Genomic DNA, 25,089 nt, shown 5'->3' with positions numbered 1-25,089 from the left:
CGGTTCGGCCGGTCACGCGCGGGTGATCGATGTAGCTGATCACTGGGCCCTTCCCGCACGTACTCACCGACCAGGGGTTCCAAGAGAAAGGCGGCCGTGTGGACCTGCTCGACATCCTGCTGGTGCTGGTGATCCTGGCCTACGCCGGCTCCGGCTACCGGCGTGGACTGGTGGCCGGCTGTGTCTCGCTCGCCGGGTTCGTGGGCGGCGCGGTGATCGGCGTGTGGGTCCTGCCGTGGCTGATGGACCTGGTCACACCGGGGACCACGGCGGCGACGGTCACGGCGGTGGTCACGGTGCTCCTGCCCGCGGTGGCCGGACACGAATTGGCGGGGCGGCTGGCGCTGCGGCTGCGGCGGGAACTGGACCGCGGGCCGCTCAGAGTGGCCGACGGGGTCGGCGGGGCGGCGGCGAACGCGGTGGCGGTGCTCATCGTGGCGTGGGTGGCGGCGAGCGTGCTGGGCGCGTCCTCGTCCCCCGTGGTCACGTCGTCCATACGGGACTCCCGGCTGCTGGGCGCCGTGCAGGACGCCATGCCGGACACCACGCCCACCTGGTTCTCGCGGGCCACCTCGGCGCTGACCCAGGCGGGTTTCCCGCAGGTCTTCAACCCGTTCGAGAACGAGTCGACGGCCGAGGTCGCCAAGCCCACCGGCGACAGCGTCACGCCGAGCGCGACCGAGGCGGCCAAGCTGAGCACGGTGAAGATCGAGGGCGTCTCGGGCGACCAGGGCCGCGAGGGCAGCGGTTTCGTGTACGCGAGCGAGCATGTGATGACCAACGCGCACGTGGTGGCGGGCATCGACGACCCGACCGTACGGATCGGCGGCGTCGGCCGGTCGTACGACGCGCGCGTGGTGCTCTTCGACCCGGACAAGGACGTGGCCGTGCTGTACGTGCCGGACCTGAAAGCGCCGGTGCTGAGCTTCGACGACGACGCCTCGCGCGGGGACTCGGCGGTCGTCGCCGGCTATCCGCAGGACGGCGACCTGAACCTCCAGGCGGCGACGGTCGCGAACCGGGTGAAGGCCACCGGCCGGAACATCTACAACGACGAGATCGTCACCCGGGAGATCTACTCGATCCGCTCCACCGTCCGGCCGGGCAACTCCGGCGGCCCGCTGCTGACCACCGCGGGCCGGGTCTACGGCGTCGTCTTCGCCCGCTCCACCTCCGACGACGAGACGGGGTACGTGCTCACGGCGGCCGAGGTGGCGGGCGACGCCGAGCGGGCCGCGAAGGCGACGCAAGCGGTGGACACCGGAAAGCTGGCGACCTCGTGAGCCCAGAGCGCCGCTGCGCCGCGGCGGCGCTCTACAGCGGGCGCCCCATGAACACGTCGTCCACGTACTCCCCGGCCAGCAGGAACTCCTCCGGCAGCACGCCCTCCACGACGAACCCCTCGGACGCGTAGAGCCCCCGGGCCGGGGCGTTGTGGGCGAGGACGCGCAGGGTGATCCGGCGGGCTCCCTGTCTGCGGGCCTCCTCGATGGCGGCGCGGATCAGCGCCCGTCCGACGCCCCGACCGCGTCCCTCGTCGAGGACGGCGAGGCCCTGTATCTGCCGCACGTGCGCGTTGCAGGCGAGCGGGGTGGGCAGGGCGAGACGGACGTAGCCGATGACATGGTCGTCCAGTTCGGCGACCAGATAGTCCTCGGGGACGTGGCGCTCGTCGAAGAAGGGGGCGTACGGCGGCTCCGGCTCGGGCATGACCGCGTGCAGCGGGGACCAGGTCAGACGGTCGACGAGGGCCAGCGCCTCGGCGTCGGCGGACCGTGCGGTGCGGATGCGGGGTACGGAAGGCTCGGGCATGGCCGTCACCCTATGGCGGACGAACGGCGCCCGGACCGGGATTTTACCGGGTCAGCGGGCAGGATGGCCGCATGGAACGTGAGCGAATCGCGGTGGCCGGTGCCTCCGGCCTGATCGGCAGCGCCCTGGTGCGGTCCCTGACCGCGGACGGGCATCGGGTGGTACGCCTCGTGCGCCATGCGCCCCGGGGCGCGGACGAGGTGCGCTGGGACCCCGAACGGGGACAGGTGGACACGGCAGGGCTCGCCGGGTGCGACGCCGTGGTCAATCTGGCCGGGGCGGGGGTCGGCGACCGGCGCTGGAGCGAGGCGTACAAGAAGCGGATCCATGACAGCCGGGTGCACGGTACGACGGCGCTCGCGAAGGCCGTCGCCTCGCTCGACGAACGGCCGCGGGTGTTCGTGAACGGCAGCGCGATGGGTCTGTACGGCGAGACGGGCGACCGGATCGTGGACGAGGACTCGCCCGCCGGAAGCGGCTTCCTGCCGGAGCTGTGCGTGGAGTGGGAGGCCGCCGCGGGCCCCGCCCGGGAGGCGGGCGTCCGTACCGTCTTCACCCGGACCGGGCTGGTCGTGGCCCGCGGCGGCGGCGCCTGGGGCAAGCTGTTCCCGCTCTTCACGGCCGGGCTCGGGGGGCGGATGGGCGACGGCCGGCAGTACTGGTCGTACATCGCGCTGCACGACGAGGTGGCGGCGATCCGGCATCTGCTCGACCGGGACGACCTGTCGGGGCCGTTCAACCTGACCGCGCCCGAGCCGCTGACCAACCGGGAGATCACCGAGGCGATGGGACGGGTGCTGCACCGGCCGACGCTGTTCGCGGTGCCGGCTCCCGTGCTGCGCTCGGTACTGGGCGAGATGGCCGGGGACGTGCTGGGCAGCGCACGGGTGGTGCCGAAGCGACTGCTGGAATCCGGGTTCACCTTCGCGTTCCCCGGGATCGAGGACGCCATCCGGGCAGCCTGATCCTTCACGTGACCGTATGCGACCGCCGTGCGACCGTGCCCTGTCCATGCGCGACTGTTCCTGACCGATCACGGCCCTAACCTCGACCCGAACTCGGGTATCCGGGACGGCTGTTGGGGGCATGACGTCTCCACCGGCCGCGCAACCTCGAGGAGGGGCACGTGCTTGAGCCCGCGTACCAGGCAGACGTCGTCGTGGTGGGAGCCGGTGTCGCCGGACTCTCCGCCGCGCACCGGCTGGCCAGCGCAGGAGTAACGACCGTAGTCCTGGAGGCCGCTCCTTACGTGGGCGGCCGCATGTCGACGGAGAAGGTCGACGGGTTCCGACTCGACCGCATCGGGCAGCTGCTGTCCACGGCGTATCCGGAACTGGACCTGACACCGGGGCTGGACGCCCTCGTCCTGCGTCCGTTCGCGCCGGGGGTCCTGCTGCACAGCGACGGGCGCCATCACCGCGCGGGCGCGCAGGCGGGCACGGGGAGCGCAAGGGGCGCACTGCACGCCGTACGCGCCCTGGCGAGCGTTCCCCGGCCGGGCGGGGTGCCCAGGCCGCGCGCCGGCGGCTCCCCGGCCGCGCGGGTACGGCCGGCGCCGCCACCCAGGGTCCGGGCGGGGGCGCCGCTGGGCACCGCCGTGGACCAGGCCCGGCTGGGCGCCGCGCTCACCCGGCTCGCGGTCACCCCCGCCGAACGACTGATGCGTCGTCCGGAGTCGCCGGCCGCCCAGGCCCTCGCGACCCGTGGTCTGCCCGCCCGCACGATCGACGGCTTCCTGCGTCCGCTGCTCGCCGCGCTGCTCTGCGACCCCGACCTCACCACCTCCAGCCGGTGCGCGGACCTCGCGCTGCGCGCCTTCGCGGCCGGCCGGCTGTCACTGCCGGAGGGCGGGGCCGAGGTACTGCCCGAGCTGCTCGCCCGGACGCTGCCGCCGGGCACCGTGCACACCGGGGTAAGGGTCACCTCGGTCTCCACGACCTCGGTGACCACCGCCGAGCACGGTGAGTTCCGCTGCCGCGCCGTACTGGTGGCCACCGACGCGCGCACCGCGGCGGAGCTGCTGCCCGGGCTGCGGGTGCCCGACTTCCATCCGGTGACGGTCGTCCACCACACGACGGACGACCCGCCCGGGACCGGTGCGTCGCTGCTCCTCGACGCCGACCGGGGCGGGCCGGTCGCGCACACGGCCGTGGTCAGCCGGGTCGACCCCGGCCGCGCCCCCGCGGGACGTGCGCTGATCTCGTCCACGGTCCTCGGCACACCGCCGCCGGGCGTCGACACCGCCGTACGCATGCATCTGTCCCGGCTGTACGGCACCTCGACCGCGCGCTGGGAGACGCTGGCCGTGCACCACACCGCCGAGGCCGTGCCGGCGATGCGGGCGCCGCACGACCTGCGGCGGGCCGTGCGGTTGCTGGCGGGCCTGTACGTGTGCGGCGACCATCGGGACACCAGCACCGTGCAGGGCGCGCTGCACTCGGCGCACCGGGCCGCGTCGGCGATCGTCTCCGATCTGGGCGCCGCCGGTTCCCTGCACGCCGCCGAACCGTTGCCGACGGCCCACGAGGAGCAGGCAGCGGCGTGAGAGGTGGGCCGGGGGCGGGTGCCCCTGGGGGTTCCGCCCCCCGGCCTGTACCGAAGAACCAGTTCAGCACCTGTCAGCCCGTCCGGCGTTCGAGGACGAGGCCCGTTCAGGGCCGCTACGGGGGTCTGGGGGCGGCATCCCCCGGCGGCCGAGGTCAGCCCAGGGCCGAGACCTTGTCGCGGTAGGTGCGGGCCGGGGCCGCGTCCTTGTACGGCTCCAGTCGGCGCTCGAAGTCCCGGACGTACTCCAGTGCGCGCACGGACCTCATCTCCGCCGCCTGCCCGGCGGCCTCCGCGGCCAGCTGGCAGGCCTGGTCGAGTTCGCCCAGGCCGAGCCGGGCGGAGGCGAGGACGACCCGGCAGAACAGCCGGCTGCGGGCGTGCGCGGCGGGACGCAGCTGGAGGGAGCGTTCGGCGTGCTGGGCGGCCGCCCGGAACTGCTGGAGGTCTCGGTGGCAGTGCCCGAACTCGTCGGCGAGCTGCGCCTCGTCGAAGAAGCGCGCCCAGTGCGGCACCTCGTCGCCGGACTTGGCCGCCTCCAGCGCGCGTTCGGCGCGGACGAGGGCGGCGGTCGAGGCACGCACCTCGCCGAGCACCCCGTGCCCACGCGCCTCCGCCGAGTGCAGCAGCGCCTGCACGACGGCCGGGGCGCCCGTGCCGACCCCCTGCTGGGCCACCCGCGCGAGCTGCACGGCCTCGCGCCCGTGGCCGAGATAGACGGCCTGACGGCTCATCGTGACGAGGACGAAGGAGCCGTACGCCCGGTCCCCGGCCGCCTGGGAGAGGCGCAGGGCCTGGACGAAGTAGCGCTGGGCCAGGCCGTGCGCGGCGATGTCGAAGGAGGTCCAGCCCGCGAGGCGGGTCAGGTCGGCGGCCGCGCCGAAGAGCCGACGGCCGGTCTGCTCACCGTAGGCGCCGCGCAGCATCGGCTCGCACTCGTGCTCCAGGTAGCGCACGAGGGCCTGGCGGGCGTGACCGCCGCCGTACCGGTCGTCGAGGGTGCGGAAGAGCTCGCCGACCGAGCGGAGCGCGGAGATGTCGCCGCCGGTGACCCGCTGGCCGAGGCCCCGCTCACTGCCCTGGCCGCGCTGCCGGGGGACGGCCGCAGGACCCGGCAGTACCTGGGCCTGCGCCATCACGGGCGGCGCGGACGCGCGCTGCTGGGGTGCGGCGGGCCGGGGCCCCGAACGGCTCTGGACGGGCACCCGGGCGGGCGGCTCGCTGCGGGCGACCTTCTCGTCGGCCCGCCCGATCAGCCAGTCGCGGCTCGGCACGACGAGCCCCGCCGGGGTGAAGGCGATCTTGCGGAGCTCGGCATGGCTGCCGGAGTCCTTGCGCCAGAGCCCTCCGACGATGTCGATGGCCTCCTCGGGGGTACCGGCGAACTCCAGGCCCGCGTAGACGGGGGCGCAGGCGTCCAGGCCGAGGTCCTGGGCGGTGAGGCGACGGCCCAGACGCCGGGTGAAGACCTCGGCGATGAGCGCGGGAGTGGTCCCCCGAGGCTGCTGCCCACGCAGCCACCGGGTGACGGACGTCTTGTCGTATCTGAGATCCAGCCCGTGTTCGAGGCCGAGCTGATCGACGCGACGGGCCAGTCCCGCGTTGGAGAAGCCCGCTTCTGCGATGAGCGCGGCGAGCTGGCGGTTGGGAGTGCGCTGCGCGGGTCGTTCCGTCATCTGCGGTGCGGTCTCCTGCCTGCCGGGCCTTTGACGTGCCCGGATGAAGTGCTCTGCTGCTGTGAGCAGCCCTTTTGGCCTCGCGAACGGCGCGAATGTAGCGGAGCGTAAGCAGCCGGTCGCACATATCGACGTTCATTCATCCGATCGTGTGAGGATTGACCCCGGGGCTGACGCGGAACGCGCGGACGTACAGTGGCTTGGGCGCGTTACGTGCCTGACGACTTTCCAGGGAGGCGCTTGCCGTGAGCGAGCTGCGGTTCGTCCGGATGGGGTTCGGCGGCGACGCCGTCGTGTACCAGGAGGCGTGGGACGAGCAACGCCGCGTGCACGCGGCGCGGTTCACCGACGAGGTCCCGGACACCGTGCTGCTCCTGGAGCACCCGCCGGTGTACACCGCGGGCCGGCGCACCGCCGACGACGAGCGCCCCCTGGACGGCACCCCGGTGGTGGACGTGGACCGCGGCGGCAAGATCACCTGGCACGGGCCGGGGCAGCTGGTGGGCTACCCGATCCTCAAGCTGCCACGGCCGGTCGACGTCGTCGCCCACGTGCGGCGCCTGGAGGAGGCCCTGATCCGGGTGTGCGCGGAGTTCGGCCTCGAGACCTCCCGGGTCGAGGGCCGCAGCGGGGTGTGGGTGCTCGGCGACCCGGTGGAGCGGCGCCCCTCGCTCGGCGGGCTGTCGCTGGACTTCGACCCCCGGCTCACCGACGAGGAGTTCGATCCGCGGCTGAACGGCCCGGAGTACGCCCCGTCGAACGCGGGCCAGCGGCGCGAGGACCGCAAGATCGCGGCGATCGGGATCCGGGTCGCCAAGGGCGTCACGATGCACGGTTTCGCGCTCAACGTGAACCCGGACAACAAGTGGTTCGACCGGATCATCCCGTGCGGGATCCGGGACGCGGGGGTCGCCTCGCTGGCGAACGAGCTGGGCCGGGACGTCACGATCGACGAGGTGCTGCCGGTGGTGGAGCGACACCTGAAGGATGTGCTCGAGACCGCGGAACCGAAGCCGCGGGAGATCGAGAAGGCGACCGCCTGACCGGGAATGGCCCCCTCGTCCCTGAGGTTGGCCTCACAGCAGGACCCGGTAAACACGGGCGTACCCTGGTGTACGCCGAAGAATCGAAAGTCTACGCAGACAGGCAGGGAGCCGACGTGTCCGCAGTCGCACCCGACGGACGCAAGATGCTGCGCCTGGAGGTCCGCAACAGCCAGACCCCCATCGAGCGCAAGCCCGAGTGGATCAAGACCCGGGCGAAAATGGGTCCCGAGTACACCAAGATGCAGAACCTCGTGAAGAGCGAGGGCCTGCACACCGTGTGCCAGGAAGCCGGCTGTCCCAACATCTACGAGTGCTGGGAAGACCGTGAGGCCACCTTCCTGATCGGCGGCGACCAGTGCACCCGGCGCTGTGACTTCTGCCAGATCGACACCGGCAAGCCCGAGGCGCTGGACCGTGACGAGCCGCGGCGCGTCGGCGAGTCCGTCGTCACGATGGACCTGAACTACGCCACCATCACCGGCGTCGCCCGCGACGACCTGGAGGACGGCGGGGCCTGGCTGTACGCCGAGACGGTCCGGCAGATCCATGCGCAGACCGCCGAGCGCGAGTCCGGTCGCACGAAGGTGGAGCTGCTCGCCCCCGACTTCAACGCCGTGCCGGAGCAGCTGGCCGAGGTCTTCTCCTCGCGGCCCGAGGTCTTCGCGCACAACGTCGAGACCGTCCCGCGGATCTTCAAGCGGATCCGCCCCGGCTTCCGTTACGAGCGTTCGCTGAACGTCATCACGGCGGCCCGCGACTACGGGCTCGTCACCAAGTCGAACCTGATCCTCGGGATGGGCGAGACCCGTGAGGAGGTCGGCGAGGCGCTTCGGCAGCTGCACGACGCCGGCTGCGAGCTGGTCACCATCACGCAGTACCTGCGGCCCTCCGTGCGCCACCACCCGGTGGAGCGCTGGGTCAAGCCGCACGAGTTCGTGGAGCTGAAGGAGGAGGCCGAGCAGATCGGCTTCTCCGGCGTGATGTCGGGCCCGCTGGTACGGTCCTCCTACCGTGCCGGGCGCCTGTACCGGATGGCCATCGAGAAGCGCGGCGCGTTCATCGCCTCACAGGCCGTCTGACGCTACGTCAGCTCTCTTGCACCGTACGGTCGCAGGCCGACTGTGTGAATTCGCGCACAAGATACTACCGACCAGTAGTGACCGATATGACGCGGCCCCGGCCGTCCTCGCAGATGAGGGCGTACGCCGGGGTCGCGTCAGCGTTTCGGCCCTGCGCATCAAGGTTTCATTCGTGTTTGACCGGTCGGTCACGCCCTGGTAACACCAATCAGTGACGCTGGTATCACATCAGGTGCACCAGCCAGCCCCGTACCCGAAGCCGTCCGAGGGGGACACCCACCATGCAGGCCGCGCCCGTTCGCGCCACCGCGATCCCGACCTTCAGCACCGCACTGCGCGCCGTCGAGTCGCTGCTCATGAGCAGCGGCCAGCGCACCGCCCGTCGCAACGCCTGGACCTCCGTGCTGGAGGACCGCCGTCGCGCCAAGGACCGGGTCGAGGCGCAGCGCGTCCTCGAAGCGGTCACCACCGCCCGCCCCTGACCCACCCCCTCCCCACACCTCCCCACACCTCCCCTCCTGCCGTCGTAGGCGCTTCCGGGGCCACGTAGACTTCGTGGCATGGCGAGAAGTGACAGTGCGGCGGACGCCGCTAACCCCGGGCGACTGAAGCAGATCGCCCTGACGTTCAAGATGACCCACAAGGCCGACAAGACGATCGGTTTTGTCCTTGCGGGTGTCTTCCTCATCACCTTCGGCGTCTTTCTCGCGATCGGATTCCTGATCGGCCACCCGGTCTACCTGGGAATCCTGGGCTTCCTGCTCGCCTTCCTCGCGACGGCGATCGTGTTCGGACGCCGGGCCGAGCGGGCCGCCTTCGGTCAGATGGAGGGCCAGCCGGGCGCTGCCGCGGCCGTCCTCGACAACATCGGCCGCGGCTGGACGACGACCCCCGCGGTGGCGATGAACCGCAGCCAGGACGTGGTGCACCGGGCCGTCGGCAAGGCCGGCATCGTCCTGGTCGCCGAGGGCAACCCGAACCGGGTGAAGAGCCTGCTGGCCGCCGAGAAGAAGAAGATGAACCGCATCGTCGCGGACGTGCCGGTGCACGATGTGATCGTCGGTACGGGCGAGGGCCAGGTCGAGCTGAAGAAGCTGCGCACCACCCTGCTGAAGTACCCGCGGGTCCTGGCCGGTCCGCAGGTGACCGCGACCAACGACCGGCTGCGCGCCATGGGCGACCTGATGAGCAACATGCCGCTGCCGAAGGGTCCGATGCCGAAGGGCATGCGCCTGCCGAAGGGCGGCGGCAAGGCCCGCTGAGTCACCTTCCCCACGTCACGAAGGGGGCGCCCGGATCACTCCGGGCGCCCCCTTCGTCGTACCGGAACCCGCCGGCCGGACCGGGAACTCAGATCCGGACCTCCACGGTGCGGGCCAGGCGGTCGTGCAGGCCACGGCCGTCGCGGTCCCAGATCAGGGCCGGGACGGCCAGGCAGAGCAGGATCGTGCGCGCCACGGCGCGCACGGGGCTGACCGCGCCGGTGTCGACGGACACCACACGCAGGCCGAACAGGCGCTTGCCCGGGGTGCAGCCGACGGTGCCGACCGTCAGGACGCTCAGCACGAAGAAGACGAGCAAGGCCCAGTTGCTTGTCGCCGGGCGGTAGCCGTCCGTGATCAAGCTGTATGCGATCAAGACGCCGAAACCCCAGTCCACGGCCAGCGCACCGAGCCGCCGGCCGGGGCGGGCGATCGAGCCCGGCCCGTCCTCCGGCAGACCGAGCTGCTCACCCCTGTATCCGAAGTCGACACCGGCTTCCTCGGCGGCCGCGCGGGGGCCCGAGAGCCACGAGCCGATTGCATCCCTGTTGTCCACCCGACCACGGTACTGCGCCCGTTTCGCGATACGGACAGGTGGGGTACACCGGGCGGGCTCCGGTTAACTTGTGCGAAACAAATGGGTCACGCCCGAGAAATCACCCGTCCCTAGGGTCGATGACAGCGTGTGCCACCGCACTGGCCGCACGAACGAACTACCACCCCGGCTCGACGGCCGGGAGTAGGAGGAGCTGGATGTTCCAGAACGCCGACGAGGCCAAGAAGTTCATCGCGGACGAGGACGTCAAGTTCGTCGACGTCCGCTTCTGCGACCTGCCGGGCGTCATGCAGCACTTCACGCTGCCGGTCGAGGCGTTCGACCCGGACGAGGAGCTGGCCTTCGACGGCTCGTCGATCCGGGGCTTCCAGGCCATCCACGAGTCCGACATGGCGCTGCGCGCCGACCTGTCGACCTCGCGCGTGGACCCCTTCCGCCGCGACAAGACGCTGAACATCAACTTCTTCATCCACGACCCGATCACGGGCGAGCAGTACTCCCGTGACCCGCGCAACGTGGCGAAGAAGGCCGAGGCGTACCTGGCGTCGACCGGTATCGCCGACACCGCGTACTTCGGCCCCGAGGCCGAGTTCTACGTCTTCGACAGCGTGCGTTTCCAGACCTCGGCGAACGAGTCCTTCTACCACATCGACTCCGAGGCCGGCGCCTGGAACACCGGTGCGCTCGAGAACAACCGCGGCTACAAGGTCCGCTACAAGGGCGGCTACTTCCCGACCCCGCCGGTCGACCACTTCGCCGACCTGCGTGCGGAGATCTCCCTGGAGCTGGCCGCGTCCGGCCTCCAGGTCGAGCGCCAGCACCACGAGGTGGGCACCGCCGGCCAGGCCGAGATCAACTACAAGTTCAACACGCTGCTCGCCGCGGCCGACGACCTCCAGCTCTTCAAGTACATCGTGAAGAACGTCGCCTGGCGCAACGGCAAGACCGCGACCTTCATGCCGAAGCCGATCTTCGGCGACAACGGCTCGGGCATGCACGTCCACCAGTCGCTCTGGACCGGCGGCTCCCCGCTGTTCTACGACGAGGCCGGCTACGCGGGCCTGTCGGACATGGCCCGCTACTACATCGGCGGCATCCTCAAGCACGCCCCGTCGCTGCTGGCCTTCACCAACCCGACGGTGAACTCCTACCACCGTCTGGTCCCGGGCTTCGAGGCGCCGGTCAACCTGGTGTACTCGCAGCGCAACCGCTCCGCGGCCATGCGTATCCCGATCACGGGCTCCAACCCGAAGGCCAAGCGCGTCGAGTTCCGCGCGCCCGACTCCTCCGGCAACCCGTACCTGGCGTTCTCCGCCCTGCTGCTCGCGGGCCTGGACGGCATCAAGAACAAGATCGAGCCGGCCGAGCCGATCGACAAGGACCTCTACGAGCTGGCTCCCGAGGAGCACGCGGGCGTCGCGCAGGTCCCGACCTCGCTCCCGGCCGTCCTCGACCGCCTCGAGGCGGACCACGAGTTCCTGCTCGCCGGTGACGTCTTCACGTCCGACCTGATCGAGACGTGGATCGACTACAAGCGCACCAACGAGATCGCCCCGCTCCAGCTGCGCCCGCACCCGCACGAGTTCGAGCTGTACTACGACGTGTGATCGACCCCGGGCCGTCAGGTCCGTGAGCCTTCGGGTCCGCCCCCGTTCCTGTTTCTCAGGGACGGGGGCGTCGTCGTATGGTTTCTGGCACTGCTGTTCGACTGGAAGGCCTCGACAGAGGTGACGGGGGAGAGACGGGAATGCCCGAACAGGATGATGTGGAGCGGGAGTTCGACCTCAGGTGGGCGGACGACGCGGCGCACAAGGAACCCTCGGCGCGGGCCAGGATGCTGGCCGCCCGCTGGAAGGAGAACCCACCCGAGCCGGTCCCGTTCCGCTGCGACCCGGACCGGGTGGCATCGCCCCGCTCGTCCTGGCTGTCGACGGCGCTCGTCCTGGGCTGCGTGGCCGCGGTGATCCTCCTGCTGGGGTACACGCGGTTCCGGGCGCAGTACTGAGGTGCGGGAAGTACGGGAGGACATCAGGGGCGGGTCGGCGGCAGCGGTGCGGCTCGCCGGGGGCATGCCCCTGGCGAACGCGCTCGTCGTCGCGGATCCACGGGCCTGGATCGCGTGGGACGAGGCGGCGCGGGTGGTGCTCCCGTACCACCTCGAAGGTCTGCCGCAGTGGGAGCAAGCCGCCCAGCTGCCGGCCGATCCGTCGCTGCTCGACGAGCCCCGGCTGGCACTCGCCCTCTGCCATCGTGACGGTTGGACGCGTGAGGCGGCGCTGGGGCCGGCGGCTCGGTACCCCGACCTGCTGCCGCTGGTCGTCCTGCGGTGCGCCGACTGGGTGGCACCGGTGCGCGAGCGCGCCCGAAAGGTGCTCCGCGAGGTTCTCGACCCCGGTGCCGCCGTCACGCTCGCGCCGCTGATCCTGCTCCTCGGGCGCCGGCGCCAGGGCGCCTTCGCGACGGAGTTGCTCGCCGAGGTGTTCCGCGGGGCGCCCCGTGAACGGCTCGCGTGTCTGTATGCGCACCCCGATCGCGCCGTACGCCGCTTCGCGTACCGGCTCGCGGTCGCGCAACGGCTCCTCTCCCCCGGCGGGCTCGCCCGGGTCGCCGCCGGCGACGACGACACCGTCGTCCAGAACCTGTGCGCGGACGCCGCCCTGGCCGCCATGGTGGACGAGGACCCCGACGACGTACTCCAGCCGTTGCTCGCCGCGCGCAACCCGCGGGTCCGTTCCGCCGGGGTGACCGCGCTGCGGCGGGCGGGGCGGGCGGAGCAGGCCGTGGGGTTCCTGGCCGACCGGGCGGAGCTCGTGCGGGCCTGCGCGCGGTATGTCGTACGGCAGCACGGGGGCGATCCGTTGTCCTGGTACCGGGAGCGGTGCGCGGAGCCGGGCGATCCCGCCCTGCCGCCGGGTGCCGCCGCCGGGCTCGCGGAGTGCGGGGAGCGAAGCGACGCCGAGGTGCTGTGGTCGCTCGTCCGGCATCCGGTCCCGGGCGTGCGGGCGCGGGCCGTGGCGGGACTGCGCGTGCTGGACGCGGCCGACGCGCGGCGGCTGTTGCCGATGCTCGACGACCCGGCGCCCGGAGTGGTGCGGGAGGTGACCGCGGCGGTGCTGCCCTCGGCAGCGCTGTTGCCGCAGGAGTGGCTCGTCGAACGGCTCGGCACCGGGTGGCCACGGGCGGTGCGGATCGCCGCGTTCCGGCTGCTTGCGGAGCGGGGTGGGGCCGCGGGGCAGCGGGCCCTGACCGCGCTGCGGGCCGATCCCGACGAGGAGCTGCGGCTGCGGGCGACACGGGCCGCACGACGCTGAGACCGGAGCGGAACGGGAGTCGGCTCGGGGGTGGATCCGCGCCGGTGGTGGTGGCAGGCGGGCGGGCTCGGGGAGTCTTTGCTCCGCCTGGGTTCGTTCGGGGACCGTTCATGGGGGTGAGGCGGTGCACACTGGCAGTGGGGCGAGTGCCTGACTGCGGGGTGATGCAGATGCAGAGCCGTTTCCGGAGCGACCGACAGCTGACCGTGCGGATGACGGTCACGTTGTTCCTGCTCGGACTGTTGTACGTGGCGTTCGTCGCCGCGTTGATCGTGTTGCTGAAGTCGTGGGTGCTGGTCGCGGTCGTCGCGGTGGCGATGCTGGGCGCGCAGTACTGGTTCTCCGACCGGGTCGCGCTGTTCGCGATGCGTGGGCGGGTCGTGGAGCGCGAGGAGTATCCCGAGCTGCATGCCGTGATCGACCGGCTGTGCGCGATCGCGGACATGCCCAAGCCGGTGGTCGCCGTCTCGCAGATGGGCATGCCGAACGCGTTCGCCACGGGGCGCAATCCGGACCACGCGGTGGTCTGCGTGACGACCGGGCTGCTGGCCCGGCTGGAGCCGGCCGAGCTGGAGGGCGTGCTCGCGCACGAGCTGTCGCATGTGGCGCACAAGGACGTGGCGGTGATCACGGTCGCGTCGTTCCTGGGCGTGATCGCGGGGCTGATCGTGCGCTTCGCGTTCTACTCGCAGGTGTTCGGCGGCGCGCGCAGGGACCAGAACGCCGCGGTCGTCTTCGCCGCCGTGATGGGTGTCTCGGCGGCCGTGTACGCGATCAGTTTCCTGCTCATCCGGGCCCTGTCCCGCTACCGGGAGCTGGCGGCGGACCGGGCGGCGGCGCAGCTGACCGGCCGCCCCTCGGCGCTGGCCTCCGCGCTGACGAAGGTCTCCGGCGACCTGGCCCGCATCCCCACGAAGGACCTGCGGACGGTCCAGGCCTTCAACGCCTTCTACTTCACCCCGGCGCTGGGTTCCGAGCCCGGCCTGGCGGGGCTGTTCTCGACCCACCCGAGCCTGGAGCAGCGGCTCGAACAGCTGGGGCGGATCTCCACCGAGCTGGGTGAGGCGGCCGCGCCGGGGAAGGCGGGCTGATCATGGGGCTGCTGGACATCCTGCTCGGCCGGACCAAGCCGGTCGTGCCCGACCTGGACCAGCTGTTCGCGCTGCCTTCGGCGGCCGTCACGCTGGAGGCGGCGGCCGGGTTCACCCCGACCGGACAGGGTGCCGTGTGCTTCGCGACCGTGGAGGGGTCGGCCTTCGAGCAGACGCATCGCGAGGTACAGGCGCTGCTGGACGCGGACACCGAGCGCACCGGTCCCCCGGTGCGGCTCGTGCGGGACGACTTCGGCTACTCCTGGCTGCTCTCGCAGCGCACCCCCGACCAGCTGCCGCTGCTGGTCAACGACCTGCACGCGGTGAACAGCGCGATGGAGGTCAACGGTTTCGGGCCGCAGTTGCTGTGCTCCCTCGCCGGGTTCGAGGACCGTCGGGACGGGCCGGAGGAGGCGGGCGGCCGTCGGCTGGCGCTCGTGTACCTGTACAAGCGGGGTTCCTTCTACCCGTTCGCGCCGCTGCCCGGTCCGGGGCAGCGGCGCGACGGCGCACTGGAGCTGCAGGTGCAGGCCGCCCTCACAGGCGACCTGCGGATCGAGCAGGACCTGGCCCGCTGGTTCCCGGTGTGGGGAGCCCCCGGCCTGTAGACGGACCGGGCGGGCCCTACTTGCTGCGCTCGCGCTCCTGACGGCGGGACTCCAGGGGGCGCTCGCGACGGTAGCGGCGCTCCCACTTGGCCTGCTTGTCACGGCGGTCGCGGTACGCCTTGTACGACGTCGGCGCGGTTCCCGCGCTCGGCGCGGAGCCGGGCGCGGACGGTGCGGACGAGTCGAGCCCGTACCGCACGTACAGGAACAGCACGCCGGCCGCGGCGAGCCAGTAGAGCGGGTTTCCGAATCCCAGGACCACCAGGACGACGGCCCCGGAGAGAACGACGGTGCCCATGGTGTACCTCCTTCCTGGGCAGGGACGGTGACTGAGCGTGGCGAGGGGGGTGGGGTGGTGCCTTCAGCGTAGGGAGTCCGTCACTCAACGTGCATCTGCTTTTCCGCGGGCCTGGAGTCGGGCGAAATGGACTCGACAGGCAGTCAACCGCCATAAGGGGTGCCCGGGCGGAACCCGCCCATGAGTGAATGGAGCCCATGAGCGAACTGTCTCCCTTCACGCACGCGTACGACGGTGAGCGGCTCAGCGGGGTGCACGGCGGTGGTCCGGGAACGGTCACCGCCGTTCTGCTGCACGGCGCCGGCAACGGCAGCAAGGAGCGACTCCTGCCGCTGGCCCACGAGTTCACCGGCCGCGGCTGCCGCGCTCTCGCCCTCGACTTCTCCGGACACGGGGAAAGCAGCGGCGAACTGAGGGAGTCGAGCCTGCGCCGACGCTTCGAGCAGGCGGTCTCCGTGATCGACGCGTACGTCCCGGCGGACGGGAGGCTGGTGCTCGTCGGGTTCAGCATGAGCGGGCAGACGGTGGCCGACCTGGCCGCGTTCTACCGGGACCGGGTCACGGCGCTCGGCCTGTGCGCGCCCGCGGTGTACGCGGCCCGGGCATGGGACGTTCCCTTCGGCGAGGGGAACGGGGAGTTCAGCGCGATCATCCGCAGACCCGGAAGCTGGCGCGAGGCGCCCGCGCTCGATGTGCTGCGCGCGTACGAGGGCCGGGCGGTGCTCGCCGTGCCGGGCACCGACACGGTGATCCCGCCGCAGGTGACCGAGGCGGTCCAGGTCGCGCTCGCCACCCGCGCCCGGTACACGAGGTTCGAACTGCCCGCCGCGGGACACCGGCTGGGCCTGTGGTTCCAGGACCACGCGGACGACCGGCGCGCGTTCGTGACCGCCGTGCTGACCGGCCCGGACGAGGGCGGGGGGACGGCGACGCGTTCCTGACCGGCCGGGCGCCTTGCGGTGCTCAGACGCCCGGCGCCGCGCTCACCACCCCCGCCACGACCGCCGCGCCCAGGATCGCGTGGTCGGCGGCGGTCCGGTCGGCGTAGGTCAGGGCGAAGTCGGCGACGGCGCGTTCGAAGGTGTCGGCACCGCCGAGGTAACCGGCGATGGCGACGCGGTCGCCGGACCGGGCGTGGGCGCGGGCCAGGGCGGTGCCGCACAGCCGGGCGTACTCCGCGAGGTCGGCCGGGGACATCCCGGCGACGCCCCCGGGGTTCTTCAGATCGCGCAGCTGACGCCAGTAGAAGGCGCGGCTCTGCGGCCCGGTCATCCAGCCCAGGAAGACGTCACCGGCGGCCTGGAGCAGCCGCTGCCCGGCGACGACCCGGTGGCCGGGATGGACGTACGGGCCGCTGGGCAGGTGCTCCTCCAGGACGGACGCGCGGGCCTCCTTGATCTGGAGGAACAGCGGGTCGTCGGTGTCGCGCCCGGCGAGCAGCACGATGAAGCAGCGGGTGCCGACGCTGCCGACGCCGACGACCTTGCGGGCGGCGTCGACGAAGCGGTAGCGGTCCAGCAGCAGACGGCGCTCCTCGGTGAGGGTGGAGCGGTAGTCGCTGAAGATCTTGCGCAGGGCGGCGCTGTCGGAGGCGCCGGCGGGCTCGATGAGCGGTGGGTCGTGGATGATGCGGCGGCGGCCGTCGACGACCTCGGTGAGTTTGCCGAGGGCCTGAAGGCTGGTGCGGCGGCGGGCGCGGGTGAGGCTGCCCCCGGCCCGTCCGCGGCGCCGGGCGGCGCGCAGCAGGGGCAGCAGCCGTTCGGCGTCGATGCGCTCGTACCAGACGGCGAGCTCGTCGAGCCGGGACAGCCTGCGTATGGCGGTGCGGTAGGCGGCCGCGGCCTCCAGGGCGGCGCGGTGCACCCTGGGCTCGGGGTGGCCGTTCTCGCGGGCGGCCACCGCGACCGAGGCGGCGAGCCGTTTGACGTCCCACTCGAAGGGCCCGGGGAACGTCTCGTCGAAGTCGTTGAGGTCGAAGAGCAGCCCTCGCTCCGGGGAGGCGTACAAACCGAAGTTGAGCAGATGGGCGTTGCCGCACAGCTGCACCGTCAGCCCGGTGTGCGGCTGCGACGCCAGGTCGGCGGCCATGAGGGCGGCGGAGCCGCGCAGGAAGGCGGACGGCGAGACGGCCATCCGCCCGTACCGGATCGGCAGCAGCTCGGGCAGCCTGTCCCGGCCCTGCCGCTCCAGCACGGCGACGGGGTCGGGCCGGTCGACGGACGGGACCCAGAGGGCGTGGGCGGAACGCGAGACGCGCTTGCGGGCGTCCCGGCCGCGTCGGGCACGGTCGGTGGGGGTGGTCATCCGCGTCGCCTTCGCACCACATCCGCCTCCCGGTTCACCACATTTCCCGGCCTCCTGTTCGCAGTGAAGGCCGGGAGGGGAGCGCCCGCATGTCGGGTACGTCGAACGGGTGACAGCCGGCGCGCCCGGCAGCCCCGGCCGCCTCGGCGGTCCTGGAGCGCCCCGGGGGCTCGGGTGCCGTCGGCGTCACGGGCGCCGGGACCCGATTGTCAGTGGTGTCGGGAAGGATGGCGGGCAGGGACGAGTGCCGGACGGCGACGGGGCGACGAGGGGTGGAGGCCGGTAATGGGTGACGGGCTGCGGTACATCGGTGTGGCCGAGCGGCGGGCGCGGCTGGCCCTGCGGCACAGGTTGGCCCCGCAGGCGCGGGTCGCGACACCCGAGGCGGTGGCCGACGCGCTCCTCGCCCTGCACGGCTCGGACCCGGCGACGGTGTACCTGGCGGTCGGCGCCCGCCTCGCCGACCCGGCGGTGACGGTGGCGGAGACCGACCGGGCGCTGTACGAGGACCGGAGCCTCGTCCGGATGCACGGCATGCGGCACACCGTCTTCGTCTTCCCGGCGGCGTCGACGGCGGTCGTGCACGCCTCGACCGGCCTCGCGGTCGCCGCGCGGGAGCGGTCCGCCCTGGTGAAGGACATGGCGAAGGCCGGCGCACCGGACTCGGCCTGGCTGAAGGAGGTCGAGGAGTCGGCGCTGGCCGCCCTGGCCCGGCTCGGCCAGGCGACCGCGGCCGAGCTGGCCCGCGAGGAGCCGCGTCTGCGGGAGCAGTTCGTGTACGCGGCGGGGAAGCCCTACGAGGGCGTCCACACCGTCGTGACGCGGCTGCTGAGGGTGCTGGGGGTGGAGGGCAAGGTGGTCAGGGGGCGCCCCCTGGGCTCGTGGACGTCGAGCCAGTTCCGCTGGGCTCTGGCCCCCGAGCACGCCGAACTGCCGCTGGCGCAGGCCCAGTCGGATCTGCTGCGGCACTGGCTGACGGCGTGCGGCCCGGCCACGGAGGCCGACCTGAAGTGGTGGACGGGCTGGAAGGTGACGGATGTCCGCCGTGCGCTGACGGCGATCGGGGCGCGTGCGGTGACGCTGGACGAGGGGACGGGGTACGTCGTCGAGGACGACGTGGATGCCGTGCCCACCCCCGGCGAACCGTGGGCGGCCCTGCTGCCCGGCCTCGACCCGACGGCCATGGGCTGGCAGGCCAGGGACTGGTATCTGGCCCCGGGGCTGCGCCCCGCCCTGTTCGACTACAGCGGGAACGTGGGCCCGACGGTGTGGTGGAACGGCCGGGTGGTGGGGAGTTGGGCGCAACGGGCCGACGGCGAGATCGTGTGGCGGATCCTGGCCGGCGAGGACAAGGGCGGCGGCGAGGGCGTGGGTGCCGAGGCGAAGGCGGCGATCGAGGCGGAGGCGGCACGGTTGGAGTCGTGGCTGGGGGCGACCCGGGTGACACCGAGGTTCCGCACCCCGGTGGAGAAGGACCTGGTGAGGTGACCCCGGTCCCCGCGTCCGTCCCCGGAGTCGCTGCCCTCGTCCCCGCCCCTGGACGCCGACGCCGGGTGCCGTCACCGGGAACGGCACCCGGCGCCCGGTTCAGCGTGAGTACCGCAGCAGCGCCCGCACCATGTGGCACGTCGTGTCCGACGGCGAATGAACGCCGATCAGCTCCGCCGTGCTGCGGATCTTCTCGTTACGGGCCTGGTTCGGCATATACACGCCCAGGTCGAGCAGGGCGATGGCGAGGCGCATCGCCTTCAGGCGACGGTTGTGCGTGACGTACCACTCGCGCGGTCGCCCGGGCGGCAACGGCCGCTTCTCGACGGGCACATAGGGCAGGTCGAGCTGGACGGAACGCTTCGCGGTGGACTGGGTCGGCAACGGCTTCGGCTTCAGTGCGGCAGCGGGCACAGGCATCCTCCTGTCGCGGTCAGGGCCCGGTCCGGAACCTCCGGCGAACCCTCGAACACTGCTTCTATTCTACTGCCCACCACTGACAATCGCCCCTGATCACAAGGGCTTTCGGGGCTTCGGACCGCTACCGTGTGCCGCATGGAGATCTGGATCAACCCCGCCTGTTCCAAGTGCCGCAGCGCCCTCACCGTCCTCGACGCCGAGGGCGCCGACTACACCGTCCGGCGCTATCTGGAGGACGTGCCGAGCGAGGACGAGATCGCGGCCGTACTCGACCGCCTCGGCCTGGAACCCTGGGACATCACGCGCACCCAGGAGACCGTGGCCGCGGAGCTCGGCCTGAAGGACTGGGCGCGGGACGCGAGTACGCGCGGACGCTGGATCACCGCGCTCGCCGCGCACCCCCGGCTCATCCAGCGCCCCATCATCACGGCGGACGACGGCACCGCGCTGGTGGCCCGCACCGACGAAGCCGTACGGGACGCGTTGTCCCGTTAGCGGCGCGCCGGCCGGACGGACGACGATCCGCCCGGCGGCGGGAGTCGGCGCGCCGCGCACTGCTACCCTCCGCCGCCATGACCTTCGGTGATCAAGGGCTCGGGTTCCCTCCCGAGCAGGGGCGAATACGACGGCGCCGGCGGACCGGGCGTTCGGCGGCCGTCGGATCCTGCGTGGCCCTCGTCGCCGCCGCGGCCGTCGGCACCCTGCTGATCGCGGACGAGGACGACGGTGACCGGACCACGTCCGCTCCCCCGGCGACCACGACCGCCTCGGGTCTCGCGGCCGTACCGTCCGGCGACGCGGGCCTCCCGTCCGGCGCTCCGAGCGCGCTCCCCTCCCTGCTCGCCCGCCCGATCGTCCGGCCTGAGCAGGCGTTCCCCTCGACGAGCGTCCGGCTGCCGGACGGTTCCCGGTACGCCCGCGTCGACCTGTCCACCACCGTCGACTGCGCTCGGGGCGCATCGCCCGCGCTCGCCCGGCTGGTCGAACAGGGCGAGGGGTGCTCCCGGTCGACGGCGGCCCTGTTCACGGACACCGAACGGCGCTCGCAGGTGACGGTCACCGTGCTGAGCTTCGAGCGGGTGGAGGACGCCTCGCGCGTGTTCACGATGGCCTCGGCGGACCCGGTGAGGTATCGGGTGGACCCGCTGGATCCGCCGCCGCAGGCCGGCCTGCCGACGGTCCCGCCGGGCTCGGCCACGGTCTCCGGACGCGCGATGACCGTCCGGTCGGTGGTGTTCGCGAACGGGCGGTGGGGCGGCGGCACGAAGACCGGGGAGGCCGAACTCGCCTCCCGTACCGAGGGGTTGCTCCGGCGGGCCGACGACACGGTGACGGCGTACGAGGAGGGGAGGAACTGACTTCGGTCCCCCACCCCAACTCGGGTGTGACGCACACCACTTCGGTTGACTCCTGTAACCGCTGAGTAACCTCGTTCGGTATCTCGTACATAGCGGCGTACGCTCCCCTACCCCTCAGGAGGCGCGCATGTCGCGCAGGAGAAGTCTCGGCACGAAGAAGAAGATCGCGCTGCTCGTCAGCGCCGCGGCGGTGGCGGGCGCCGGCGCCTTCGCCATGGCGTCCACCTCGAACGCCTCACAGAGCGGGCAGGACGCCAGGACGCTGTCCGCCGGGGACTCGACCGTCTGCGCGGGACTCGCCACGGCCCTCGGCAACAACGAGAAGTTCATCGAGGGCCAGAGGACGAACCCGGACGCGCAGTCCGAGGCCCGGATCGCCAACCGCGAGGCGGTCATCGCGCAGATCAAGGTCCAGCAGCAGGCGTCCGGCTGCGTCGTTGGGGAGTCGGCTCAGGACTCCCAGGCGACACAGCCTTCGCAGGCCGCTTCCGCTCCGGCGGCCTCCGCCCCGGCGGCCTCCGCCCCGGCCGGAAACACGGGTAGCGCCGGTAACGCGGGAAACGGCGGCGGTGCCGCCTCCGGCCAGCAGGTCTGCAACGGTTCCACGGTGACGCTCTCCGGCGAGGGCGGTGCCCCGGCCGCGTCGAGTAACCAGTTCCCGGCGGGAACCAAGCTGAAGGTCACCAACCTGGACAACAACAAGTCCACGACCGTCGAGGTGACCTCGGTCTCCGGCAGCTGTGCGCTGCTCAACAACGCGGCCTTCGAACTGGTCCGTGAGCCCGGCAAGTTCCTGATCCGCCGGGCCCTGATCGAGAAGGTGGGGTGACGTCCGGCCACCGGGCACCTCGGTGCACCGGGGGCACCCTCCGGAACACCCCTTGAGGGTGTACGTGTCATCGGTCCTGCTGCTCGCGGCCACGGGCAGCAGGACCGGCGCGTTCGGCGAACCCACCGATCCACCGCTCACACCGTGAGCCGCACCACAGAACCACCAGGTAACACGGGGTTCACATTCGAGCAACGACCGGGAAATCGCCTGTTGACAGTCTGCCCGGCAGACAAGGCGGCGCCCCAGTGCCGCAGCGCCGCAGCACCCGCACGTGCGTCAGACACACCCCGAAGGAAGTGGCCCGTGACCTTCAAGGCTGAGTACATCTGGATCGACGGCACCCAGCCGACGGCGAAGCTCCGTTCCAAGACGAAGATCATCGCGGGTGAGCCCGCCGGTCTCGACGCGCTGGGAATCTGGGGCTTCGACGGGTCCTCCACGAACCAGGCCGAGGGCCACTCCTCGGACCGTGTCCTCAAGCCGGTCTTCACCTGCCCCGACCCGATCCGCGGCGGCGACGACATCCTCGTCCTGTGCGAGGTCCTCAACATCGACATGACGCCGCACGAGTCCAACACCCGTGCCGCGCTCACCGAGGTCGCCGACAAGTTCGCCGCGCAGGAGCCGATCTTCGGCATCGAGCAGGAGTACACGTTCTTCCAGGACGGCTACCCGCTCGGCTTCCCCAAGGGCGGCTTCCCGGCCCCGCAGGGCGGCTACTACTGCGGCGTCGGCGCGGACGAGATCTTCGGCCGTGAGGTCGTCGAGGCGCACCTGGAGAACTGCCTGGCCGCCGGTCTCGCCATCTCCGGCATCAACGCCGAGGTCATGCCCGGCCAGTGGGAGTTCCAGGTCGGCCCGGTCTCCCCGCTCGAGGTATCCGACCACCTGTGGGTGGCCCGCTGGCTGCTCTACCGCACGGCCGAGGACTTCGGCATCGCCGCCACCCTCGACCCGAAGCCGGTCAAGGGCGACTGGAACGGCGCCGGCGCGCACACCAACTTCTCCACGAAGGCGATGCGCGAGGGCTACGACGCGATCATCACCGCGTGCGAGTCCCTGGGTGAGGGCTCGAAGCCGCTCGACCACGTCAAGCACTACGGCGCCGGCATCGACGACCGTCTGACGGGCCTGCACGAGACCGCCCCGTGGAACGAGTACTCCTACGGTGTCTCCAACCGTGGCGCCTCGGTCCGTATCCCGTGGCAGGTCGAGCAGGACGGCAAGGGCTACATCGAGGACCGCCGTCCGAACGCGAACGTCGACCCGTACCTGGTGACGCGTCTGATCGTCGACACCTGCTGCTCGGCGCTGGAGAAGGCCGGCCAGGTCTGATCCGCTCCGCGGCTCTCGCGAAGGGGCGCCCGCCGACTCGGCGGGCGCCCCTTGCGCATATCCTGCGCTCCCATGGGGACGGAGAGAGACCGGGCGAGTCTCGAACGCGCCTACGGCTCGACGGGTGACGTACCCGCGCTGCTGCGGGCGCTGGAGTCCACGGACCGGGCCGTGCGCGAGCGGGCGATGGACCGGCTGCATTCCTCCCTGTGCTTCCGGGAGGAGATCCCCACGGCACCCGCGGTGCCGCAGCTGATCCGGCTCGCCCTGCACGGCGCCGGCCCCCGGGCCGAACTGCTCGGTCTGCTGGCCGACCTCGCGAACTGGGCCGGGCACCGGGACGAACGGCAGCGGGCCCGGCGGGCCGTGGCGGAGGCGATGCCGTCCCTGATCCCCTTCGCACACGACGCCGACCCGGCCGTACGCGAGTCGATGGTGCTGCTGATCGCCGCGTGCGGCCGGGAGTCCGGCCCGGCGACGGCGCCCCTGCTGCGGGAGCGGCTCGCCGAGGAGAGCGACCCGCGGGTGCGTGCCCGGGTCGTGACGGCGCTCGGACTGCTGGAGCCGGGCGACGGCGCCTGGCGACACCGTCTGTTGGCCGACCCCGAGCCCCGGGTCGCGCTCGCCGCCGCGGAGGACCTGCTGCGCACCACCGAACCGCCCCTGCCGCACCCGCTGGTGGACGCCTGCGCGCGGGCGTACACCGCCGCCGCGGAGCAGCCCGAGGAACCGGAGACCTCGCTGTGGCCGGGGCACCACCAGCCGTTCACCGAGCGGCTGCTGGAGGACCCCGAGGCCGCACTGCGGGCCCTCGGCCGAGGGATGCCACTCGCCTTCGGGATCACCGAGCGCTGGCGGGACCGGGAGGCCGACGTGCTCCCGTGGGCGCTGCGCGAGACGGAGGGCGAGGCCTGGCAGCTGTACCGGCTGGCGCAGCTGACCTGCGCGCTGCCGCCGGAACTGCACGCGCGCGTGCGGGAGCGGGTGCTGCCGTACCTCGCCGACGACAGCCCGGCGGTGCGGGCCGGGGCGGTCACCGCGCTGGCCCGCGCGCGCGTGCCGGTGGCGCTTGCGGTCGAGCAGGCGCTGCGGCTGATCGGGGAGGCGCCCGGGGCGTACGACACCGTCCGCGCCGTCAAGGCGGTGACCGACGAGTTCGGGACCGCGGCGGCGCCCGTGGCGCGGGCGGTGGCCCGGCAGTCGGGGGACGGTCACTCGGAGCTGGTCAAGGTGCTGACGCGGTACCCCGAGGTGGCGGCGGACGCCGTCGAGGAGCTCGCCGGACTGCTGACCCGCCACGGCACCGGCTACCCGTCCGCCGCGGTCGCCGTGCTCACCGCGCTGGGGCGCGCCGCGGGCGACGTGGGCGAACGGGCCCTGCGGATCTGCGCGAGGGAGGGTGTCCACTCCTCGGTCTCGGCGGAGGCCGCGGTGGCGCTCTGGCCGGTCGCCTCGGACCCCGAGCCGGCGCTGTCGTTCCTCCGCCGGGAACTGACCGCCTCGACCTCCTCCTGGGCGACTAACCTCGCGGGCCGGCTCGGTGCCGCCGCCGCACCGCTGCTGCCGTTCATCGAGCCGCTTCTCACGGCCCGTACCCCGTCCGGCACCCGGGCCGCGGCCGCACTGGCCGTCTGGCGCATCACCGGCAGGACCGAGGACACCGTGGAGCCCCTGGCCCGGGAGGCGCTCGAGTGGCGGAGGCGCCACCCGGACCCGCCCCACCCGGTGGTGACGCTCACGGAGATGGGGCTCCTCCCCCGCTTCGCCGTGGAACCGCTGCGGCGTGGGGCCGAGGCACCACGGCGGTTCGTGAAGGACCTCATGTACGGCGACGCTACGCATCCGGACTACGTGCTGCGGGCCGCCGTCCGGGGGCTCATCGGGACGGCGCGCGTGGTCGGCTGACGCCGACTTCGCGCCAGGAATCGTCCAAGCTGCGAGCGGAGGCTCCTGTTACGGGCGGGTGTCTGCTTCAATGGGCCCATGGCCAGCTTCCAGAAGTGCACCGCGACGGGTCGTCACGACCTCGAGCCCTTCTGGCCTTCCCGCCAGCACCATGACTTCGACCG

At 72.3% G+C, this 25,089-nt stretch carries 24 protein-coding genes and 1 pseudogene; 19 read left to right on the top strand and 6 right to left on the bottom strand.

Annotation, left to right across the window (positions count from 1 at the left end; all coding sequences use genetic code 11):
- Positions 1-98: 98 nt before the first annotated feature.
- A complete protein-coding gene (locus tag OHU34_RS30525; protein ID WP_054237954.1) occupies positions 99-1,283 on the top strand; it encodes a MarP family serine protease in 1,185 nt (394 codons plus the stop codon).
- Positions 1,284-1,314: 31 nt separating this feature from the next.
- Here OHU34_RS30525 and OHU34_RS30520 read toward each other — a convergent pair whose 3' ends face one another.
- Positions 1,315-1,812, bottom strand: coding sequence for a GNAT family N-acetyltransferase (locus tag OHU34_RS30520; protein WP_200839657.1), 498 nt, complete (start codon positions 1,810-1,812; stop codon positions 1,315-1,317).
- A 71-nt stretch (positions 1,813-1,883) separates the two neighbouring features.
- Here OHU34_RS30520 and OHU34_RS30515 point away from each other — a divergent pair, with 71 nt between their 5' ends.
- Both OHU34_RS30515 and OHU34_RS30510 read left to right on the top strand, forming a co-directional pair.
- The gene (locus OHU34_RS30515) at positions 1,884-2,777 is read left to right on the top strand and encodes a TIGR01777 family oxidoreductase (protein ID WP_142263856.1); all 894 of its coding nucleotides are present in this window, start codon (positions 1,884-1,886) and stop codon (positions 2,775-2,777) included.
- 161 nt (positions 2,778-2,938) lie between these two features.
- Positions 2,939-4,357 carry an NAD(P)/FAD-dependent oxidoreductase gene (locus tag OHU34_RS30510; protein WP_405769359.1) on the top strand — a complete coding sequence of 473 codons (1,419 nt, stop codon included), beginning with the start codon at positions 2,939-2,941 and terminating at the stop codon, positions 4,355-4,357.
- 154 nt (positions 4,358-4,511) lie between these two features.
- Here the strand turns inward: OHU34_RS30510 and OHU34_RS30505 are convergent, their stop codons facing one another.
- Positions 4,512-6,032: a regulator gene (locus tag OHU34_RS30505; protein WP_142263858.1), complete on the bottom strand. Its 1,521-nt coding sequence runs from the start codon at positions 6,030-6,032 to the stop codon at positions 4,512-4,514.
- Between the two features lie 245 nt (positions 6,033-6,277).
- Between OHU34_RS30505 and lipB the strand changes: the two genes are divergently transcribed.
- The 4 genes from lipB to OHU34_RS30485 all read left to right on the top strand — a co-directional run bounded on the left by lipB (position 6,278) and on the right by OHU34_RS30485 (position 9,419).
- Positions 6,278-7,075: a lipoyl(octanoyl) transferase LipB gene (gene lipB / locus OHU34_RS30500; RefSeq protein ID WP_230196161.1), complete on the top strand. Its 798-nt coding sequence runs from the start codon at positions 6,278-6,280 to the stop codon at positions 7,073-7,075.
- A gap of 116 nt (positions 7,076-7,191) precedes the next feature.
- Entirely contained in the window at positions 7,192-8,157 is a 966-nt protein-coding gene (lipA, locus tag OHU34_RS30495; protein WP_405769350.1) for a lipoyl synthase, read from the top strand.
- Between the two features lie 281 nt (positions 8,158-8,438).
- Positions 8,439-8,639, top strand: a complete 201-nt coding sequence (locus OHU34_RS30490; RefSeq protein WP_020126708.1) for a hypothetical protein — start codon at positions 8,439-8,441, stop codon at positions 8,637-8,639.
- Between the two features lie 78 nt (positions 8,640-8,717).
- Complete coding sequence (locus tag OHU34_RS30485; RefSeq protein WP_028806309.1) at positions 8,718-9,419, top strand: DUF4191 domain-containing protein; 702 nt, start codon at positions 8,718-8,720, stop codon at positions 9,417-9,419.
- Positions 9,420-9,507: 88 nt separating this feature from the next.
- Here OHU34_RS30485 and OHU34_RS30480 read toward each other — a convergent pair whose 3' ends face one another.
- The gene (locus OHU34_RS30480; protein WP_142263861.1) at positions 9,508-9,975 is read right to left on the bottom strand and encodes an RDD family protein; all 468 of its coding nucleotides are present in this window, start codon (positions 9,973-9,975) and stop codon (positions 9,508-9,510) included.
- Between the two features lie 197 nt (positions 9,976-10,172).
- Between OHU34_RS30480 and glnA the strand changes: the two genes are divergently transcribed.
- From glnA to OHU34_RS30455, 5 genes are all read left to right on the top strand, one after another.
- Positions 10,173-11,582: a type I glutamate--ammonia ligase gene (gene glnA, locus OHU34_RS30475; protein WP_020126711.1), complete on the top strand. Its 1,410-nt coding sequence runs from the start codon at positions 10,173-10,175 to the stop codon at positions 11,580-11,582.
- Positions 11,583-11,722: 140 nt separating this feature from the next.
- A complete protein-coding gene (locus tag OHU34_RS30470) occupies positions 11,723-11,980 on the top strand; it encodes a hypothetical protein (RefSeq protein WP_142263862.1) in 258 nt (85 codons plus the stop codon).
- A 64-nt stretch (positions 11,981-12,044) separates the two neighbouring features.
- The gene (locus tag OHU34_RS30465; protein ID WP_405772427.1) at positions 12,045-13,286 is read left to right on the top strand and encodes a hypothetical protein; all 1,242 of its coding nucleotides are present in this window, start codon (positions 12,045-12,047) and stop codon (positions 13,284-13,286) included.
- A 170-nt stretch (positions 13,287-13,456) separates the two neighbouring features.
- A complete protein-coding gene (gene htpX / locus OHU34_RS30460) occupies positions 13,457-14,377 on the top strand; it encodes a zinc metalloprotease HtpX (protein WP_142263864.1) in 921 nt (306 codons plus the stop codon).
- A 2-nt stretch (positions 14,378-14,379) separates the two neighbouring features.
- Positions 14,380-14,985, top strand: a complete 606-nt coding sequence (locus tag OHU34_RS30455; RefSeq protein WP_142263865.1) for a PspA-associated protein PspAB — start codon at positions 14,380-14,382, stop codon at positions 14,983-14,985.
- A 16-nt stretch (positions 14,986-15,001) separates the two neighbouring features.
- Here OHU34_RS30455 and OHU34_RS30450 read toward each other — a convergent pair whose 3' ends face one another.
- A complete protein-coding gene (locus OHU34_RS30450; RefSeq protein WP_405769345.1) occupies positions 15,002-15,283 on the bottom strand; it encodes a hypothetical protein in 282 nt (93 codons plus the stop codon).
- 197 nt (positions 15,284-15,480) lie between these two features.
- Here OHU34_RS30450 and OHU34_RS30445 point away from each other — a divergent pair.
- A pseudogene (locus OHU34_RS30445) lies at positions 15,481-16,221 on the top strand (alpha/beta hydrolase); the annotation flags it as partial.
- A gap of 25 nt (positions 16,222-16,246) precedes the next feature.
- On the opposite strand, the gene OHU34_RS30440 reads toward OHU34_RS30445, so the two are convergent.
- A complete protein-coding gene (locus OHU34_RS30440) occupies positions 16,247-17,587 on the bottom strand; it encodes a DUF2252 domain-containing protein (protein WP_142263868.1) in 1,341 nt (446 codons plus the stop codon).
- Positions 17,588-17,872: 285 nt separating this feature from the next.
- Between OHU34_RS30440 and OHU34_RS30435 the strand changes: the two genes are divergently transcribed.
- The gene (locus OHU34_RS30435; protein WP_142263869.1) at positions 17,873-19,075 is read left to right on the top strand and encodes a winged helix DNA-binding domain-containing protein; all 1,203 of its coding nucleotides are present in this window, start codon (positions 17,873-17,875) and stop codon (positions 19,073-19,075) included.
- 99 nt (positions 19,076-19,174) lie between these two features.
- Here the strand turns inward: OHU34_RS30435 and OHU34_RS30430 are convergent, their stop codons facing one another.
- Complete coding sequence (locus tag OHU34_RS30430) at positions 19,175-19,489, bottom strand: hypothetical protein (protein ID WP_142263870.1); 315 nt, start codon at positions 19,487-19,489, stop codon at positions 19,175-19,177.
- 141 nt (positions 19,490-19,630) lie between these two features.
- Here OHU34_RS30430 and OHU34_RS30425 point away from each other — a divergent pair, with 141 nt between their 5' ends.
- From OHU34_RS30425 to OHU34_RS30405, 5 genes are all read left to right on the top strand, one after another.
- Positions 19,631-19,990, top strand: coding sequence for an arsenate reductase family protein (locus tag OHU34_RS30425; RefSeq protein ID WP_142263871.1), 360 nt, complete (start codon positions 19,631-19,633; stop codon positions 19,988-19,990).
- Between the two features lie 77 nt (positions 19,991-20,067).
- Positions 20,068-20,853, top strand: coding sequence for a hypothetical protein (locus OHU34_RS30420; protein ID WP_405769340.1), 786 nt, complete (start codon positions 20,068-20,070; stop codon positions 20,851-20,853).
- 127 nt (positions 20,854-20,980) lie between these two features.
- Complete coding sequence (locus tag OHU34_RS30415; protein ID WP_142263872.1) at positions 20,981-21,682, top strand: hypothetical protein; 702 nt, start codon at positions 20,981-20,983, stop codon at positions 21,680-21,682.
- 306 nt (positions 21,683-21,988) lie between these two features.
- Complete coding sequence (gene glnII, locus OHU34_RS30410; RefSeq protein WP_142263873.1) at positions 21,989-23,020, top strand: glutamine synthetase; 1,032 nt, start codon at positions 21,989-21,991, stop codon at positions 23,018-23,020.
- 72 nt (positions 23,021-23,092) lie between these two features.
- A complete protein-coding gene (locus OHU34_RS30405; protein WP_405769335.1) occupies positions 23,093-24,925 on the top strand; it encodes a HEAT repeat domain-containing protein in 1,833 nt (610 codons plus the stop codon).
- Positions 24,926-25,089: the final 164 nt, after the last annotated feature.

Source organism: Streptomyces sp. NBC_00080 (assembly GCF_045041255.1).
GTDB lineage: Bacteria > Actinomycetota > Actinomycetes > Streptomycetales > Streptomycetaceae > Streptomyces > Streptomyces coriariae.
This window is presented reverse-complemented; position numbering and strand designations above follow the sequence as displayed.